The sequence below is a fragment of the Balneolales bacterium ANBcel1 genome, assembly GCA_029688905.1.
Lineage (GTDB): Bacteria > Bacteroidota > Rhodothermia > Balneolales > Natronogracilivirgulaceae > SLLW01.
Genome location: JARULB010000014.1, coordinates 1 through 15,259 on the forward strand (window position 1 = coordinate 1; position 15,259 = coordinate 15,259).

28 protein-coding genes and 1 pseudogene are annotated in these 15,259 nt (G+C 47.2%); all 29 read right to left on the reverse strand.

Annotated features, from left to right (window positions below; all coding sequences use genetic code 11):
• Window positions 1-477: 477 nt before the first annotated feature.
• Window positions 478-852: pseudogene (gene rplQ, locus QA596_12605) on the reverse strand (50S ribosomal protein L17).
• 29 nt (window positions 853-881) lie between these two features.
• Window positions 882-1,859, reverse strand: coding sequence for a DNA-directed RNA polymerase subunit alpha (locus QA596_12610; GenBank protein MDG5768297.1), 978 nt, complete (start codon window positions 1,857-1,859; stop codon window positions 882-884).
• 38 nt (window positions 1,860-1,897) lie between these two features.
• Complete coding sequence (rpsD, locus tag QA596_12615; protein ID MDG5768298.1) at window positions 1,898-2,503, reverse strand: 30S ribosomal protein S4; 606 nt, start codon at window positions 2,501-2,503, stop codon at window positions 1,898-1,900.
• Between the two features lie 22 nt (window positions 2,504-2,525).
• Complete coding sequence (gene rpsK / locus QA596_12620) at window positions 2,526-2,927, reverse strand: 30S ribosomal protein S11 (GenBank protein MDG5768299.1); 402 nt, start codon at window positions 2,925-2,927, stop codon at window positions 2,526-2,528.
• Window positions 2,928-2,951: 24 nt separating this feature from the next.
• Window positions 2,952-3,332, reverse strand: coding sequence for a 30S ribosomal protein S13 (gene rpsM, locus QA596_12625; protein ID MDG5768300.1), 381 nt, complete (start codon window positions 3,330-3,332; stop codon window positions 2,952-2,954).
• A gap of 18 nt (window positions 3,333-3,350) precedes the next feature.
• Window positions 3,351-3,467 (reverse strand): 50S ribosomal protein L36, encoded by a 117-nt coding sequence (gene rpmJ, locus QA596_12630; protein MDG5768301.1) that lies wholly within the window; start codon window positions 3,465-3,467, stop codon window positions 3,351-3,353.
• Between the two features lie 77 nt (window positions 3,468-3,544).
• The gene (gene infA / locus QA596_12635) at window positions 3,545-3,763 is read right to left on the reverse strand and encodes a translation initiation factor IF-1 (GenBank protein ID MDG5768302.1); all 219 of its coding nucleotides are present in this window, start codon (window positions 3,761-3,763) and stop codon (window positions 3,545-3,547) included.
• Entirely contained in the window at window positions 3,756-4,568 is an 813-nt protein-coding gene (gene map / locus QA596_12640) for a type I methionyl aminopeptidase (protein ID MDG5768303.1), read from the reverse strand. The genes infA and map overlap by 8 nt, the downstream gene beginning before the upstream one ends.
• Window positions 4,569-4,574: 6 nt before the next feature.
• Window positions 4,575-5,879 carry a preprotein translocase subunit SecY gene (secY, locus tag QA596_12645; GenBank protein ID MDG5768304.1) on the reverse strand — a complete coding sequence of 435 codons (1,305 nt, stop codon included), beginning with the start codon at window positions 5,877-5,879 and terminating at the stop codon, window positions 4,575-4,577.
• A gap of 13 nt (window positions 5,880-5,892) precedes the next feature.
• On the reverse strand, window positions 5,893-6,351 hold the full coding sequence (gene rplO / locus QA596_12650) for a 50S ribosomal protein L15 (protein MDG5768305.1): 459 nt from the start codon (window positions 6,349-6,351) through the stop codon (window positions 5,893-5,895).
• A 98-nt stretch (window positions 6,352-6,449) separates the two neighbouring features.
• Window positions 6,450-6,977, reverse strand: coding sequence for a 30S ribosomal protein S5 (rpsE, locus tag QA596_12655; protein MDG5768306.1), 528 nt, complete (start codon window positions 6,975-6,977; stop codon window positions 6,450-6,452).
• 12 nt (window positions 6,978-6,989) lie between these two features.
• The gene (rplR, locus tag QA596_12660; protein ID MDG5768307.1) at window positions 6,990-7,355 is read right to left on the reverse strand and encodes a 50S ribosomal protein L18; all 366 of its coding nucleotides are present in this window, start codon (window positions 7,353-7,355) and stop codon (window positions 6,990-6,992) included.
• Window positions 7,356-7,370: 15 nt separating this feature from the next.
• Window positions 7,371-7,925, reverse strand: coding sequence for a 50S ribosomal protein L6 (gene rplF, locus QA596_12665; GenBank protein MDG5768308.1), 555 nt, complete (start codon window positions 7,923-7,925; stop codon window positions 7,371-7,373).
• Between the two features lie 13 nt (window positions 7,926-7,938).
• A complete protein-coding gene (gene rpsH / locus QA596_12670) occupies window positions 7,939-8,331 on the reverse strand; it encodes a 30S ribosomal protein S8 (GenBank protein MDG5768309.1) in 393 nt (130 codons plus the stop codon).
• Window positions 8,332-8,352: 21 nt separating this feature from the next.
• Complete coding sequence (gene rpsN, locus QA596_12675; protein ID MDG5768310.1) at window positions 8,353-8,622, reverse strand: 30S ribosomal protein S14; 270 nt, start codon at window positions 8,620-8,622, stop codon at window positions 8,353-8,355.
• 8 nt (window positions 8,623-8,630) lie between these two features.
• Window positions 8,631-9,185, reverse strand: a complete 555-nt coding sequence (gene rplE / locus QA596_12680; GenBank protein ID MDG5768311.1) for a 50S ribosomal protein L5 — start codon at window positions 9,183-9,185, stop codon at window positions 8,631-8,633.
• Between the two features lie 17 nt (window positions 9,186-9,202).
• The gene (gene rplX / locus QA596_12685; protein MDG5768312.1) at window positions 9,203-9,556 is read right to left on the reverse strand and encodes a 50S ribosomal protein L24; all 354 of its coding nucleotides are present in this window, start codon (window positions 9,554-9,556) and stop codon (window positions 9,203-9,205) included.
• A 13-nt stretch (window positions 9,557-9,569) separates the two neighbouring features.
• Window positions 9,570-9,938 (reverse strand): 50S ribosomal protein L14, encoded by a 369-nt coding sequence (gene rplN, locus QA596_12690; GenBank protein MDG5768313.1) that lies wholly within the window; start codon window positions 9,936-9,938, stop codon window positions 9,570-9,572.
• Between the two features lie 34 nt (window positions 9,939-9,972).
• Window positions 9,973-10,242: a 30S ribosomal protein S17 gene (gene rpsQ / locus QA596_12695; GenBank protein ID MDG5768314.1), complete on the reverse strand. Its 270-nt coding sequence runs from the start codon at window positions 10,240-10,242 to the stop codon at window positions 9,973-9,975.
• Window positions 10,243-10,259: 17 nt separating this feature from the next.
• Entirely contained in the window at window positions 10,260-10,475 is a 216-nt protein-coding gene (gene rpmC, locus QA596_12700; GenBank protein MDG5768315.1) for a 50S ribosomal protein L29, read from the reverse strand.
• An 11-nt stretch (window positions 10,476-10,486) separates the two neighbouring features.
• Window positions 10,487-10,909 carry a 50S ribosomal protein L16 gene (gene rplP, locus QA596_12705; protein ID MDG5768316.1) on the reverse strand — a complete coding sequence of 141 codons (423 nt, stop codon included), beginning with the start codon at window positions 10,907-10,909 and terminating at the stop codon, window positions 10,487-10,489.
• 21 nt (window positions 10,910-10,930) lie between these two features.
• The gene (gene rpsC / locus QA596_12710; GenBank protein MDG5768317.1) at window positions 10,931-11,671 is read right to left on the reverse strand and encodes a 30S ribosomal protein S3; all 741 of its coding nucleotides are present in this window, start codon (window positions 11,669-11,671) and stop codon (window positions 10,931-10,933) included.
• Window positions 11,672-11,674: 3 nt separating this feature from the next.
• Window positions 11,675-12,073, reverse strand: coding sequence for a 50S ribosomal protein L22 (rplV, locus tag QA596_12715; GenBank protein ID MDG5768318.1), 399 nt, complete (start codon window positions 12,071-12,073; stop codon window positions 11,675-11,677).
• 6 nt (window positions 12,074-12,079) lie between these two features.
• Complete coding sequence (gene rpsS, locus QA596_12720) at window positions 12,080-12,355, reverse strand: 30S ribosomal protein S19 (protein ID MDG5768319.1); 276 nt, start codon at window positions 12,353-12,355, stop codon at window positions 12,080-12,082.
• Window positions 12,356-12,364: 9 nt separating this feature from the next.
• Window positions 12,365-13,192: a 50S ribosomal protein L2 gene (gene rplB / locus QA596_12725; protein ID MDG5768320.1), complete on the reverse strand. Its 828-nt coding sequence runs from the start codon at window positions 13,190-13,192 to the stop codon at window positions 12,365-12,367.
• A 12-nt stretch (window positions 13,193-13,204) separates the two neighbouring features.
• Window positions 13,205-13,501 (reverse strand): 50S ribosomal protein L23, encoded by a 297-nt coding sequence (gene rplW / locus QA596_12730; GenBank protein ID MDG5768321.1) that lies wholly within the window; start codon window positions 13,499-13,501, stop codon window positions 13,205-13,207.
• Complete coding sequence (gene rplD, locus QA596_12735) at window positions 13,498-14,148, reverse strand: 50S ribosomal protein L4 (protein MDG5768322.1); 651 nt, start codon at window positions 14,146-14,148, stop codon at window positions 13,498-13,500. The genes rplW and rplD overlap by 4 nt, the downstream gene beginning before the upstream one ends.
• A gap of 125 nt (window positions 14,149-14,273) precedes the next feature.
• On the reverse strand, window positions 14,274-14,909 hold the full coding sequence (gene rplC / locus QA596_12740; protein ID MDG5768323.1) for a 50S ribosomal protein L3: 636 nt from the start codon (window positions 14,907-14,909) through the stop codon (window positions 14,274-14,276).
• 24 nt (window positions 14,910-14,933) lie between these two features.
• Entirely contained in the window at window positions 14,934-15,245 is a 312-nt protein-coding gene (gene rpsJ / locus QA596_12745; GenBank protein ID MDG5768324.1) for a 30S ribosomal protein S10, read from the reverse strand.
• Window positions 15,246-15,259: the final 14 nt, after the last annotated feature.

Here is a 15,259-nt window from a genome sequence, read left to right on the forward strand (position 1 = left end):
GCGTGAGTGAAACGTAGCACACCACAAAACCCCGGATAACTCCCGGGATCTCGATTCAGTACTGCTAAAAACTACTGAGCTGAGAAGCCTGAAACTCTACTTCTTGTCCTCTTTCTTCTCATCGGCATCGGAGGATGCATCATCGGATGGTGCCGGCTTATCCTCTGCCGTATCATCAGCTGCTGCCTTTGGCTCTTCTTCGGCCGGGGCATCTCCAGTATCTGCACCATCGGTTTCCTGGGCAGGTTTGGATTCTTCAGCAATGGCTTGCGCCTCCTTGCTCTCTTCCACTTCAGTATCGGGACCGGCTGCATCTTTCGTCTGAACAGCATCATCCTGCTTCGGCTCATCTGCATCAGCCGGGTGGCTTTCTGTCTTGTCCGCCTTCTTCGCAGTTTCAGAAGTACTTTTTCCGTCAGTTGCCTTTTTCCCGGCACCTGCACGGCCTCGACGCGTGCGGCGTTTTTTCTTGCCACGAACTTCCGGTTGCTCGTCGTTAAAGTCAACCAGTTCTATCAAGGCTTCTTCAGCTGCATCTCCAAGCCTGGAGCCCAGTTTGATGATTCGGGTATAACCCCCGGGGCGATCTGCCACCATCGGACCAATTTCATCAAAAAGCCTCGATGTGGCCTGGTTATCTCTCAAATGCCGAAAAACCAGGCTTCTGTTGTGGGTACTGTCTTCCTTTGACCTTGTAATGATAGGCTCCACAAAGCTCCTAAGCGCCTTGGCCTTAGCCAGGGTGGTTACAATCCTTTCATTTTTGATCAATGCAACGGACATCGCCATCAATGTGGCTTTTCTGTGAGATGCTGTCCGGCCTAGTTTCCGCCCTCTAACTAAATGACGCATGATATTCCAATTACTTCGTTAATCGTGATTTATTCATCCAAATACTTGTCGACATCCATACCAAACTGAAGATTCTTCTCTTCGATCACTTCCATAAGCTCGGCAAGTGATTTACGTCCAAAGTTCCTGAACTTCAGCAGTTCTGTTTCATCTTTGGAAACAAGTTCGGCGATGGTGTTGATATTTGCAGATTTCAGGCAGTTATAAGCACGAACACTGAGGTTCAGATCCTCGATGCTTGTCTTGAGCATATTGGCAATACGCACCTTCTCGGCATCTACCTCATCTTCCTGCTGAGTGAACGGTTCTTCAATCTGTTCGGTGATAAACTTCTCAATATGATCCTTGAGAATTTTACCCGCTATGGTGAAGGCTTCCTTCGGATTGATGGATCCATCGGTGGACACCTCCATGGAGAGCTTCTCGTAGTCGGTTCTTTGACCCACCCGGACATTGTCCACATCAAACTTGACAGACTTGATAGGCGTGAAAACGGAATCCACAGGGATCAGATCAATATCCGCCTCGCTGTCAGCCGAAGACTCGTCTGAAGTAACGTAACCCTTGCCTCTGCCCATTCTCAATTCCATCTCTATTTCAGCACCATCCGAAAGAGTAGCAATCTCCTTGTCGATATTCAGTACCGAGTATTCCGCCGTGGCATCCGCAATGTCCTGGGCCGTCAATACAGCAGGTCCCTTTTTGGAAAGGGTGATAACGCCGCTGCTTTGCTCCACCTGCTTGAACCGCACCTCTTTAAGATTGAGGATGATATCATATACATCCTCGGAAATACCGTCTATGCTGGAATACTCGTGCTTTACTCCACGAATTTTCACAGCGGTAATGGCGATACCCGGCAGCGATGAAAGCAATACACGGCGAAAGGCATTTCCAATAGTTACCCCGAAACCTCTCTCAAGAGGTTGAAGGACAAACTTGCCAAACGTCTCGGTGGACTCTTCAACAACAAGGCTGTCGGGCATTAACAAATTATTCGTGCTCATAAGGCAAACGATTTACTATGATTACAGTCTTCAAAAAATTATTTCGAATACAACTCAACGATAAGCTGAACATTGATATTCTCGGGGATATCCTCCATGTCAGGATAATGGAGGAATTTACCGCTCAAGGATTTACGGTCTACCTCAAGCCATTTGTGCTTTCTTCTGGCAGTATTTTTGACGGAATCGTCAATAATATCCAGGTTTCTTGATTTGGGCCTTACCGAAACGACATCACCTTCTCTCAAAGAATAGGAAGGAACATTGAGAACATTTCCGTTCACCACAATATGGCGGTGGGTTATCAGCTGACGCGCCTGCCTTCGTGTGCGCGCGAATCCCATCCGAAACACCGTGTTGTCCAGCCGCGCTTCAAGATACTTCATCAGGTTCTCACCTGTGATGCCCTCTTTTGCATTCGCCTTGTCGAAAAGGTTCCGGAACTGCCTTTCAAGCATCCCGTAAGTGTACTTCGCCTTTTGCTTTTCATCAAGCTGGATGGCATACTCCGATTTCTTCATCCTTCTGGAGCGACCATGTTCACCGGGGCCGTAAGGTTTGCGTTCCAGAGCCTTGCTCGGACCAAAAATCGGCTCTTTGAATCTTCTTGCTCTTTTTTGCTTGGGACCAGTATATCTTGCCATGTTCTCTTTTAACTATCGGTGTTTAGACTCTTCTTCGCTTTGGTGGACGGCAGCCATTGTGCGGAATTGGTGTTTTATCCGTAATCACCTGTACTTCCAGGCCGGATGTTGCCAGAGCTCTGATAGCCGCTTCACGACCGGATCCCGGGCCTTTTACAAAGACATCCACTTTTCTGAGCCCCATATCATACGCTGCTTTTGCGGCAGTCTGAGAGCTCAGCTGGGCTGCATAAGGGGTATTTTTGCGGGAGCCTTTAAATCCTTCCCTTCCGGAGGTTGACCAGGACAAAACATTCCCTTCCACATCGGTAATTGTAACCGTAACGTTATTGAAGGTAGCCTTGACATACGCTCGCCCATTCGGATCGGACAGCTGCTTTTTCTTCTTTTTGGAAGCCGTTGTTTTTGCTTGCTTTTTTGCCATAATTGTACTGAGTAAGTAAAACGGTTACTTTCTTGGAGCCACTTTCTTTCCGGCAACGGTGCGCCGGCGTCCTTTCCGGGTACGCGCATTGGTTTTGGTGCGCTGCCCCCTCAGAGGCAACCCTTTCCGGTGCCTGAGACCACGGTACGAACCGATATCCATCAGGCGCTTGATATTTGCGTTCACCTCGGAACGTAACGCTCCCTCGGTTTTGAACTCATTTTCAATTTCCTTGCGAATCCTGGATACTTCATCCTCATCCCAATCATTGACCTTCTTGTCCTGATCAATTCCAAGGTTGTCCAGAATAATCCGGGAACGAGTTCTGCCAATTCCAAAGATGTAGGTGAGTCCAATGACTCCACGCTTGTTTTTAGGTAAATCTACTCCTGCTATTCGAGCCATACGTGTGATTCCCTGCTTTTACCCTTGTCGTTGTTTGTGACGCGGATTCTTTTTATTAATGACATATACACGACCCTTTCGGCGGACAATTTTGTCTCCGGGGCCTCTTTTTCGAACGGATGCTTTCGTTTTCATCTTCTTGCCTGTTTCTGAATTCCTGTGTAAAACCACCCCGGAAATGTAATAGCTGCCTGACCGGAATGTTCTCTAAACTATTTGTATCGATATGTGATTCTTCCTTTGCTTAAATCGTAAGGTGACATTTCCACCGTTACCTTGTCACCAGGCAAAATTTTGATATAGTACATTCGCATTTTGCCCGAAACATGCGCCAGTATCTCATGCCCGTTCTCCAACTCTACACGAAACTGAGCGTTTGGCAATGCTTCCAAAATGGTTCCTTCCTGCTTTATGGGCTCCTGTTTAGCCATGGGTCACAAGACTGTCAATTTGAATTCTGGTTATCTCCTCAATATAGGAAAAAGTACTCAAAATATCAGGTTCCCCATCCCGGACAACCACGTCGTGCTCGTAATGAGCCGAATTCTTGCCGTCAGCCGTTTTGATGGTCCAGCCATCTTCGAGAGTCTTTATTTGATGGCCGCCCTGGGTAATCATCGGTTCAATGGCAATGGTCGTTCCGCTTCTGAGCCTTTTTCCTTTTCCGGCTTTTCCATAATTGGGAATTGCCGGATCCTCATGAAGCCTTCTTCCAATGCCGTGTCCGACCAGCTCCCGAATGACACCATATCCGGCAGACTCACAATGCGACTGGATTGCCGCACCGATATCACCGGTTTTATTTCCATGCCGAGCCTGGTCAATTCCAAGATACAGTGACTCAATCGTTCGCTTCAGCAACTTCATTGTCTCTTCGTCATATTCTTCAACCACAAAGGTATATGCCGAATCACCTACAAAACCGTCTTTATGGATTCCGCAGTCGATTGATACGATATCACCTGCTTTCAACACCCTTTCCCCGGGTATGCCGTGCACCACTTCATCATTTACCGAGATGCACAGCGCTCCGGGAAACGGATTGCTTCTGGGACCGTATCCTTTGAATGCGGGGGTACCGCCCTTTTTACTGATATACTCTTCGGCTACCTCATTGAGTTTGGCGGTGCTCACGCCGTCTCTAACAAAACCGGCTACTTTAGCCAGAGTTCGTGAGACCAGCTGAGCGCTGACACGCATCTTCTCAATTTCATTTTCATTTTTGAGGTAGACCACAGAACGTTACCTTCTTCGGCCACGAATTCGGCCAGTTTTCATGAACCCGTCATAATGCCGCATCATCAAGTGGCTTTCAATTTGCTGAAGTGTATCCAGCGACACACTGACGATAATCAACAGACTTGTTCCTCCGTAAAACATCGCAAAGCCGGGAGTAACACCGAAATTGGCTGCAACTGCCGGTAATATCGCAACAATGGCGATGAAAATAGATCCCGGAAGCGTGATCCTCGAAAGGATATTGTCGATAAACTCGACGGTTTGCTTGCCGGGGCGAACACCGGGGATAAAGCCTCCCTGCTGCTTCATGGTATCCGCCATCTGTTTGGGGTTGATCACAATTGCGGTGTAGAAGAACGTAAAGAACACCACAATAATTGCAAAAATGATCGAATAGGCGACACCCGTGAAATCACTGGACCAGGCCGTGAGCATCTGAACCGTTTCATTACCCGGGAAAAACGTACCAACCGTGCTCGGAATAAACATGATGGACTGGGCAAAAATAATGGGCATAACACCGGCGGCGTTAACACGCAACGGCAGATACTGGGTCGTGCCTCCGTAGACTTTCCGCCCGACAACCCGCTTGGCATACTGAACCGGTATCCGGCGTTGACCCTGTGTCAGCAACACAACGGATGAAATCACAAGGACAAGTACTCCCAATTCAAAAAGGACAATGATGAGGTTATCCTTGGTTTGAATCTCATTGAGCAAACTGGTGGGCAGCGCGGCAATGATACCAATCATGATCAGCAGCGAAATCCCGTTTCCAATGCCGCGTTCCGTAATCCTCTCTCCCAGCCACATGACAAACACCGTTCCTGCTGTAAGCACGATCATACCGGTTATAATGAACGCGGTATTGCTCACCACAATGGCTTCCGGCGAAGTATTCATCAGGTTGATTGAAAAACCGATAGACTGAACTAGGGTGATTAAAACCGTCCCATAACGAGTAAGCTGATTGATTTTCCGTCTTCCCTCTTCTCCTTCCCTCTGGAGCTTTTGGAAATATGGGACTACAGCACCCATCAACTGGATGATAATGGCCGCCGTAATATATGGCATGATGCCAAGAGCGAACACCCCTGCACGGGCAAAAGCTCCACCTACAAAGAGGTCGAACAGGCCAAGCAGATCCGTAGCGGCGCCGGTGGTTGCGGTTAGTTCGGAAGCATCCACACCAGGCATGGTGATATACGTCCCCAGCCTGTAAATCAAAAGAATACCTACAACATATAGGATCCGCTTTCGCAGTTCTTCGATTTTAAAAATGTTCTGGAAATTTTGAATCAAACTCATTCGGATTCAGAAATCAATGATTTTCAATTTTAGTTACAGACCCGCCTGCCTTTTCAATTTTGTCGATGGCGGACTTGCTGAAGCCGTGAGCTTCAATGGTAATCTTGTCGCTCACTTCTCCCCGCCCGAGAACCTTCACTTTCTCGTTTTTTCTGATGATTCCCGCCTTCACGAGTTCTTCAATAGTGATCGCGTCACCCAGTTTGTTATTTTCACGGAACTCAGCTATCGCATCCAGATTCAAGGCGACATACTCCGTGCGGAACGGGTTTTTAAAACCAAATTTGGGAATACGGCGCTGAAGCGGCATCTGTCCGCCTTCAAAACCACGTTTCTTGGAATAACCGCTGCCCGACTTCTGGCCCTTATGACCTCGGCCCGACTGTTTACCGAGCCCGGATCCTTCACCACGACCTACGCGTTTGCGCGTCTTCTTATTCGGTTCCGGGGAGACAAGACTGTGTAATTTCATTTTCTTTTCGTTTTCAATGCATTCACATGGAGCGTTCTGACTGCACTCTTTCGAGCAACATCGGCAAAGTAAGACTCCCTGCTATATCTGATTTTCTGTTAACCCTCGAACACTTTCTTCAGTGAAACGCCCCTTCTCTGGGCGATTTCAATCGGATCCTGTAGCTTTTTCAATGCATCAAAAGTGCCTTTGACCACATTGTGGGGATTGGCCGAACCAAGCGACTTGGAAAGGATATTGAGAACCCCAGCACTTTCCACAACCGATCGGACCGCCTGACCGGCGATTACGCCTGTACCATCGGATGCAGGTCGAAGCAACACTTTGCCGGCACCGCATTTTCCAATAATCGGATGGGGTATGGACTTGGTTTTGGTGAGAGGGATGCGAATCAGATTCTTCTTGGCATTATCAATTCCTTTCTGAATGGCATCCGCCACTTCATTAGCCTTTCCAAGTCCGTGCCCGACAATACCTTCCTTGTTGCCGACCACCACAATAGCGTTGAAACTGAACCGGCGTCCACCTTTCACTACTTTGGCCACACGGTTGATGTGAACCAGCCGTTCTTCAAGGTTAAGCTCACTGGCTTTGATGTTATACTGTTTTCTTTTAATCTTTGGCATAGTTTCTATGGATTAAAACTGTAATCCTCCTTTACGAGCGCCTTCGGCTAATTTTTTGACAATTCCATGATACTTGTATCCACCTCGGTCAAAAACCACTTTGGTGATTCCCTTCTCTACGGCTAGCTTCCCGATGTGCTCTCCGATCAGTTCCGACATATCCATTTTGGGTTTGCCTTCCAGATCGGACTTCAAATCTTTTGCCAGGGTCGAGGAAGCAACAATGGTGACTCCCGCCTGATCGTCTATCAGCTGGGCGTACACATGTTTTGAACTCTTAAAAACAGCCAGTCGCGGCTTTTCCGCTGTACCGGATATTTTTGAGCGGACTCTCCTGCGAATCCTGGCTCTTTTCGCTGTCTTTACAAAATTACTCATTTCTATGCTCCTGAATTATTTACCGGCTGATTTTCCGGCTTTCTTACGTACATATTCTCCTACATACCGAACACCTTTCCCTTTATAGGGTTCAGGCGGACGTAGAGACCTGATTTTTGCAGCTACCTGGCCTACAAGTTCCTTGTCAATTCCGGAAACGATAATACGCGCATTCTTTGATGTCTTGGTATCGACTTCTATGTTTATTCCGTCCGGAGGCACAAAGAAAAAGGGATGAGAATAACCAAGAGACAACTCCAGCACATTACCGTTCAACATGGCGCGGTACCCAACTCCAATAACCTCAAGCTCTTTCTTGAATCCGTCCGTAACTCCTGTTATCAGGTTGGAGATGAGCACACGGTACAACCCGTGGAGGGATTTTACATTCTTATCCTCGGAACTGCGTGCCAGAATAATTTCTTCATCCGTTTTTTCCAGTTTCAATCGAGGATCAACCTGAAGCGAAAGCACGCCTTTCGTGCCCTTCACGGTGACCTTGTTTTGAGGATCAATGGAGAATTCAACTCCTTTGGCCAGAGGCACTGGCAAATTACCTATTCGAGACATAGTTACAATTTGTTTAATAGACGTAACACAGTATTTCACCACCAACCCCTAGTTTGCGGGCTTCTTTATCCGTCATAATTCCACGGGAAGTGGTGAGTATGGCAATTCCGAGACCATTGTGAACCCGGGGTATGGCATCTGCGGAACAGTATTTCCGTAGTCCAGGCTTGGATACACGGCGAAAATGTTTGATGACCGGCAGGCCATAGTGATCGTATTTCAAAAAAATACGTATGAGGCCCTGCAGATTATCATCGATATCCAGATAACGCTGAATAAAGCCTTTGTCCAGCAGGATCTGGGTAATCGCCCTTTTCATCTTCGATGCCGGTATATCGACACGTCGATGCCCCGCCTGCTGTGCATTGCGAATTCGCGTGAGGTAATCAGATATTGGATCAGTCATGATTGTTCTAAAAATTAATGTTTACCAGCTGGCTTTTTTAACACCAGGAATTTTTCCGCTGGATGCCAGTTCTCGGAACTTTATCCGCGAAACACCGAATGTACCGACATAACCACGGCTTCTGCCTGTCAATGAGCAGCGTTGCCGAATTCGGGTCGGGCTAGCATCTCTCGGGAGTTTTTGAAGCGCTTCAAAATCACCGGCTTCCTTCAGCTCCTTTCTCTTCTGAGCATACTTCTCAGCCGTTCTCTTGCGCTTTTCGTTGCGTGCAATCCAGGATTTCTTTGCCATAGTACGATTTAGTTATTGCGTTTTACAAAAGGCATTCCAAACTGCTTGAGCAGTTGATAGGCCTGCTCATCATTATCAGCAGTTGTTACAAAGGCGATATCCATACCGTGAATACGTTCCAGATTATCGGTATTGATTTCGGGAAACACTGAATGTTCCTTGATGCCCATCGTGTAGTTTCCGCGTCCGTCAAATCCTTTGTCGGATACACCCTGAAAGTCACGGGTACGGGGCAGTGCCAAATTGATCAACCTGTCCAGAAATTCGTACATGATTTTGCCACGCAGTGTCACCTTGCAGCCAATCGGCATGCCTTCGCGCAGTTTGAAATTGGAAATGGACTTTTTCGCTTTTGTGACTACAGGCTGTTGACCGGTGATCGCAGCAATGTTTTTTACAACATCATCCAGAACCTTTTTATCGGCAACCGCCTCACCTACGCCGACATTAACGACGATTTTGGTCAGTTTGGGAACAGCCATTCTGTTCTCAATCTTGAAATCATCCTTAATTTTGCCCAGAATGCTCTTTTTGTATTCGGTATATAATCTTGCTTCTGCCATAGTTGAGTTATTCTAATCTATTTGTCGAGCGTTTCACCACTTACTTTGGCTACACGAACCCAGCGCCCTTTTCCACTTTCAGAAACCCATGAACGTCCGATTCGGGTTGCTTCATCGCTCACCGGATCCACGGGAAGAACATTGGAAACATGTATGGGCAGTTCCTGCTTCATCCTGCCGCCTTGCGGATTTTCCTGGGTCGGCTTCTGATGCTTGGTGTGCATGTTGATGCCTTCCACCAGTACCCGGTCACGATCAGCAAAGAGTCGCAAAACCTTGCCTCGTTTTCCACGGTCATCACCCGAGATAACCTCAACGAGGTCGCCTTTCTTTATGTGAAACTTCTTTTGAGTATTTTTTTTACGCGGCATAATCCAGCTCTAATTAAAGTACTTCAGGTGCCAGAGAAATAATTCTCATGAAATTTTTGTCCCGCAGCTCACGGGCAATAGGCCCAAAGATCCGGGTACCTACCGGCTCCTGATCTTTATTGATGATAACGGCAGCATTTTCATCAAAGCGAATATAGCTCCCGTCCTTTCTGCGATACTCTTTTTTGGTCCGGACGAGAACAGCCCGGACGACCTCCCCTTTTTTTACAGTACCACCAGGGATAGCCGATTTGACGGAACAGATAACCAAATCACCAACACGGGCATATCTGCGCTTGGAATCACCAAGTACCTTGATGCACATCACTTTTTTAGCGCCGCTGTTGTCGGCTACAGTTAATATTGACTGTGTTTGAATCATGGCTTTAACTATCTAATCTTGCAAGAATGACTTGTTACTTGGCTTTTTCAAGGATTTCCACCAATCTCCAGCGCTTATGCTTGGATAATGGCCTGGTCTCCATAATTCGAACCAGATCACCCGGTTTGGCTTCGTTGTTTTCATCGTGTGCCAGATACTTCCGGGTTTTTGTGATGAACTTGCCGTAAATGGAATGCTTAATTTGACGTTCAATGGCAACCGTAATGGATTTATCCATCTTGTCACTTACCACACGTCCGGTTCGTTGTTTGCGTTGATTTCGCGCAGTTGTTTCTGTGCTCATTTTTTTTTGATTATCCTCTATGCTTTGACTTCAGCCTTTTCTGCCCGTTGTTTTTCCGTAATTACGGTGTGTAATCGAGCCAGCTCCTTGCGATGATTTTTGATTTTCGCAGGACTCTCAACCTGTCCGGCAACAGCTTTGTTGAAATAGAGTTTCTGAAGAGACTCCATCTCATCTTTTTTTCGAGCTTCCAGCTCAGCAATTGATAAATCTCTGAGTTCGTGTGCTTTCATAGGTCTGGTTCTTATTGTCCGTCATAGTTGCGACGAACCACAAATTTCGTTTTAATGGGCAGCTTGAACGATGCAAGCCGAAGCGCCTCCTGGGCCAATGCCTTCGGCACACCGGTGATTTCAAAAAGAATCCTTCCCGGTTCTACAACGGCAACAAAATGGTCAGGAGCTCCTTTTCCCTTACCCATACGTGTTTCAGCAGCCTGCTTTGTAATGGGTTTATCCGGAAAAATGCGTATCCAGGTCTGACCGTCCCGCTGAAGCCTTCTCGCAATTGCCACACGACATGCTTCAATTTGCCGGGATGTGATGAATTTGGGTTCCAGTGCTTTCAGCCCGAAATCACCAAATGCCAACTGGTGTCCGCGGCCGGCAACTTTTCGCATTCGCCCCCGCTGAACCTTCCTTCTTTTTACTCGCTTCGGTTCTAACATGATTGAAAATTATTTATCGTTTTATTCAGCTGATTTCCTGCGACGCTGACCTCCACGAGATCGTTTTGAACGACGCTTTTCCTGTTGTCCTTCAGATTCCGGAGTAGCTGTTACAGCCGATGGCGTCAAATCAACATCACCAATGATTTCACCTTTGAAAATCCAGACTTTTACACCAATACTTCCATAAATGGTCTGAGCTGTCGCCGTAGCGTAATCGATATCGGCACGGAATGTGTGCAGCGGCACCCTTCCTTCCTTGTACTGCTCGACACGTGCCATCTCGGCACCCCCAAGCCTGCCTCCGCATTTGATCTTGATCCCTTTGGCTCCCATTCGCATGGCTGAAGCCAGAGAGGTTTTCATCGCACGTCGGAACGAGATCCGTGACTCCAGCTGCTGAGCAATATTTTGCGCCACCAGGTTTGCATCCGTCTCGGGACGTTTAATTTCATTGATGTTTATCTGGACATCCTTGTTCGTGATCTTGCGGAGCTCTTCACGAAGAAGCTCAACCTGCTCACCGCCTTTACCGATGATAACACCCGGCCGGCTTGTCATAAGTGTGAGCAGAACACGCTTTGGAGTTCTCTCAATGATAACCCGGGACAATCCTCCGTTTCTCAGGCGTGCATGAAGATAATTTCTGAGCTGTTCATCTTCTTTAAGATTCTCCTGTACCTGTTCTTCGGAATACCAGTTGGAATCCCATCCGCGGATGATACCCAGTCTAAGACTTGTTGGATTTACTTTTTGTCCCAAAACTTATTCCTCGCTTGCTTGGTTTTCATCTTCAAGTTCTGCATCCTTCTTGCCTACCACAACGGTAACATGACTTGTACGCTTCCGAATCGGATGCGCACGGCCCATGGGCGCAGGCTGAATTCTCTTCAGTGTCGGCCCTTCATCGACATAGATTTCCCGGATCACCAAATCCTCGTTGTCAAGAGGCTCGTCTTCAAATCGATCACGGAGATTGGATGCTGCCGATCCGATAACCTTGGAGACATACTCCGCTCCTCTTTTATTTACGAACTTCAATTTGGTCATTGCAACGTCAACCTGTTCACCCCTTACCAGATCTACAACCAAACGGACCTTTCTGGGTGAAATACGGATATATCGTTGAACAGCCTTGGCTTCGAATGTGACTGTAGCTTCCATTATCTGTTATTTTTTTTCGCCTTTCTTTACCGGATGTCCTTTGAAAATCCTGGTGGGGGCAAACTCGCCGAGCTTGTGTCCAACCATATTTTCAGTTACATATACCGGAATAAACTGTTTGCCATTATGTACCGCGAATGTCAATCCGACAAATTCCGGAGAAATCATGGAACTGCGTGACCAGGTTTTGATGACCTTCTTGCTGTTGGTCTCATTGGCCTTGTCGACCTTTCGCTGCAGCTTGTAATGTATAAATGGACCCTTCTTAAGTGATCTAGGCATACCGAATTACTATTTTTGGTTTCTTCTGCGTACAATAAACTTGGAAGAGAGTTTCTTCTTCTTTCTGGTCTTGAACCCTTTGGCAATCTGACCCCAGGGGGATCTCGGGTGACCGCCAGATGATTTCCCTTCACCACCACCCATCGGGTGATCCACCGGATTCATCACCGTTCCACGAACAGTGGGGCGAATTCCTTTCCAGCGGTTTCGTCCGGCTTTACCCATCACTACGTTGAAGTGATCAGTGTTGCTAACCACACCTACCGTAGCCATGCATTTTCCGTTAATCATCCGGATTTCGCTTGACGGCATTTTCAATGTTACATATTTCTCCGTTTTCGCGATTACCTGAGCGCTTGCTCCGGCACTTCTGATCAGTTTCCCACCGTTTCCGGGCGAATATTCAACATTATGAACTGTTGTTCCCAGCGGCATATTCTCCAGCGGCATGGCATTACCGATTTCCGGCGCAACTGTGTTGCCGCTGATAATTTTGTCGCCAACTTTCAGCTTATCCGGCGCGATAACATATCGCTTTTCACCATCGGCATAGGCAACCAGTGCAATTCTGGCGGTACGATTGGGATCGTACTCGATCGTCTTGACAACCGCCGGGATATCAAATTTGTCGCGCTTGAAATCAATGATACGGTACCGCCTTTTATGGCCGCCGCCAATATGACGCGTGGTAATTTTACCACGATGATTTCTACCACCTGTACGATGAAGCTTGACAATCAGCGATTTCTCGGGTTTGTTGGTAGTAACATCCGAGAAGTCGGGTGCTATCCGATGCCTCGTACCGGGTGTTATTGGTTTAACTTTACGTATAGCCATGCTCTTTATATCTTATATTTCTGTAAAGAAATCTATTTCCTGACCTTCCTTAATCGAGATGATCGCTTTCTTGGTGGCCCTGGATCTTCCGGCAATAAATCCCCGCTTGGTGTGTCTTCCTTTTGGCTTGCCAGGATTTGTCATCGTGTTCACTTTTGTCACCGACACTTCCGGATAGAGGGTTTCTATTTCGGATTTGATCTCGCTTTTTGACGCGGTTTTGTCCACTTCAAAAGAATATTTGTTCTCTTTCTCCTGGATGCCGGTCAATTTTTCCGTGATCAATGGCTTGATTATCACACGCTTCATGCCTGCACCTCCTCAGCCTTTCGGTTAATACTTTCTTCAAGTTGCTTTACGGCACCTTCCTGAAGCAAAACGACATCAGAATGCATAATGTGATAGGTAGAAGGGTTGCTTCCTTCCATTACTGTGACTCCCGGCAGATTTCGACCGGATTTGTACACAGCCGGTTTGTTGCCGTCTGTGAGAAGCAAAACTTTCTTGCCGTCGATTTTTAAAGCGTTGATGATATCGTTGATTGACTTTGTTTTAGGAGTTTCAAAGTCAAAGTCCTCTACAACAACAATGGCATTTTCCTGCGCTTTGTAGGTCAATGATGATTTCCGCGCAAGACTTTTCATTTTCTTGGTAATGCCGACCTTGTAGTCACGGGGCTTGGGACCGAACGACGTTCCGCCGCCTTTGAGAAGGGGTGAGCGGATAGAGCCCCGGCGTGCCATGCCGGTACCTTTCTGCCGGTATGCCTTGCGGCCGCCGCCTCTTACCTCGGAGCGTCCTTTTGTACTTGCCGTGCCCCTGCGCTGATTGGCAAGATAGGAACGGACATCTTCGAACATGACAAACTTGTTCGGCTCTGTACCAAAGATCGCATCATCCAGCTGAACCTCGCGTCCACTTTCAGATCCGTCCGTTTTTAAAACTTTGATTTTCATCTGTTTGATTTTTCAGATTGATAATATCAGATGGAACATCCTTCACCCTGAATAGGGGAGGGAGTATTCAGGTGTAACATCACACTTTTTCACCCGCCGGGCAGATGTTGTAATCATCTTATCAATTATGATACTTCATGGTTATAAACTTCAACGAGCCGGTTTTTGGGTCCGGGAATAGCGCCTTTGATCAGAATCAAATTTGAGTCGGGCACTATTTTCAGTACGGGCAGCCTTTTGATTTTCACACGGCTGTTACCGGTCCGGCCGGCCATCTTAATCCCTTTGAACACCTTGGACGGATCCGATGCCTGTCCGATTGATCCAGGAGCGCGTTCCCGGTTGTGCTGACCGTGTGTGCGGCCACCGACTCCGGAGAAACCGTGACGTTTAACCACACCCTGAAAACCTTTTCCCTTTGAGATACCCACAACATCCACATAGGTATTTTCACGGAAAACATCTTCGACTTTGAGTACATCCCCGACCTTGGCACCCTCAGGCACAAAGTCGCGCATTTCACGTACATAGCGTTTCGGAGACGTATTTGCCTTGGCAAAATGACCACGCAATGCCTTGCTCACCAGCTTTTCACGCTTGTCAACCGTGGCTATCTGAGTGGCATCGTATCCGTCAACTTCCATCGATTTGATCTGTGTGATCACACACGGTTCGATTTCCACAACCGTCACGGGTACATTATTTCCGGCATCATCAAAAATGCTGGTCATCCCGACTTTTTTTCCAATTAATCCAGTCATCGCAATTAGGAACTGATATCCTTATTAAACTTTGATTTCCACATCAACGCCGGAAGGTAACTCCAGCTTCATCAGCGCGTCCACGGTTTGAGAACCGGTGGAGAGAATATCGATCAGACGCTTGTGGGATCGAGATTCAAACTGCTCACGTGATTTTTTATTGACGTGTGGTGAACGATTTACTGTAAAGATCTTCTTGGCCGTCGGAAGTGGAATTGGTCCAGAAACGACAGCACCGGTAGATTTTACAGTTTTAATGATTTTTTCAGCTGATTTGTCGATCAGGTTGTGATCGTAGGATTTCAGCTTTATTCGAATTTTTTGTTGGGTAGCCACTTACGTATCGGGTT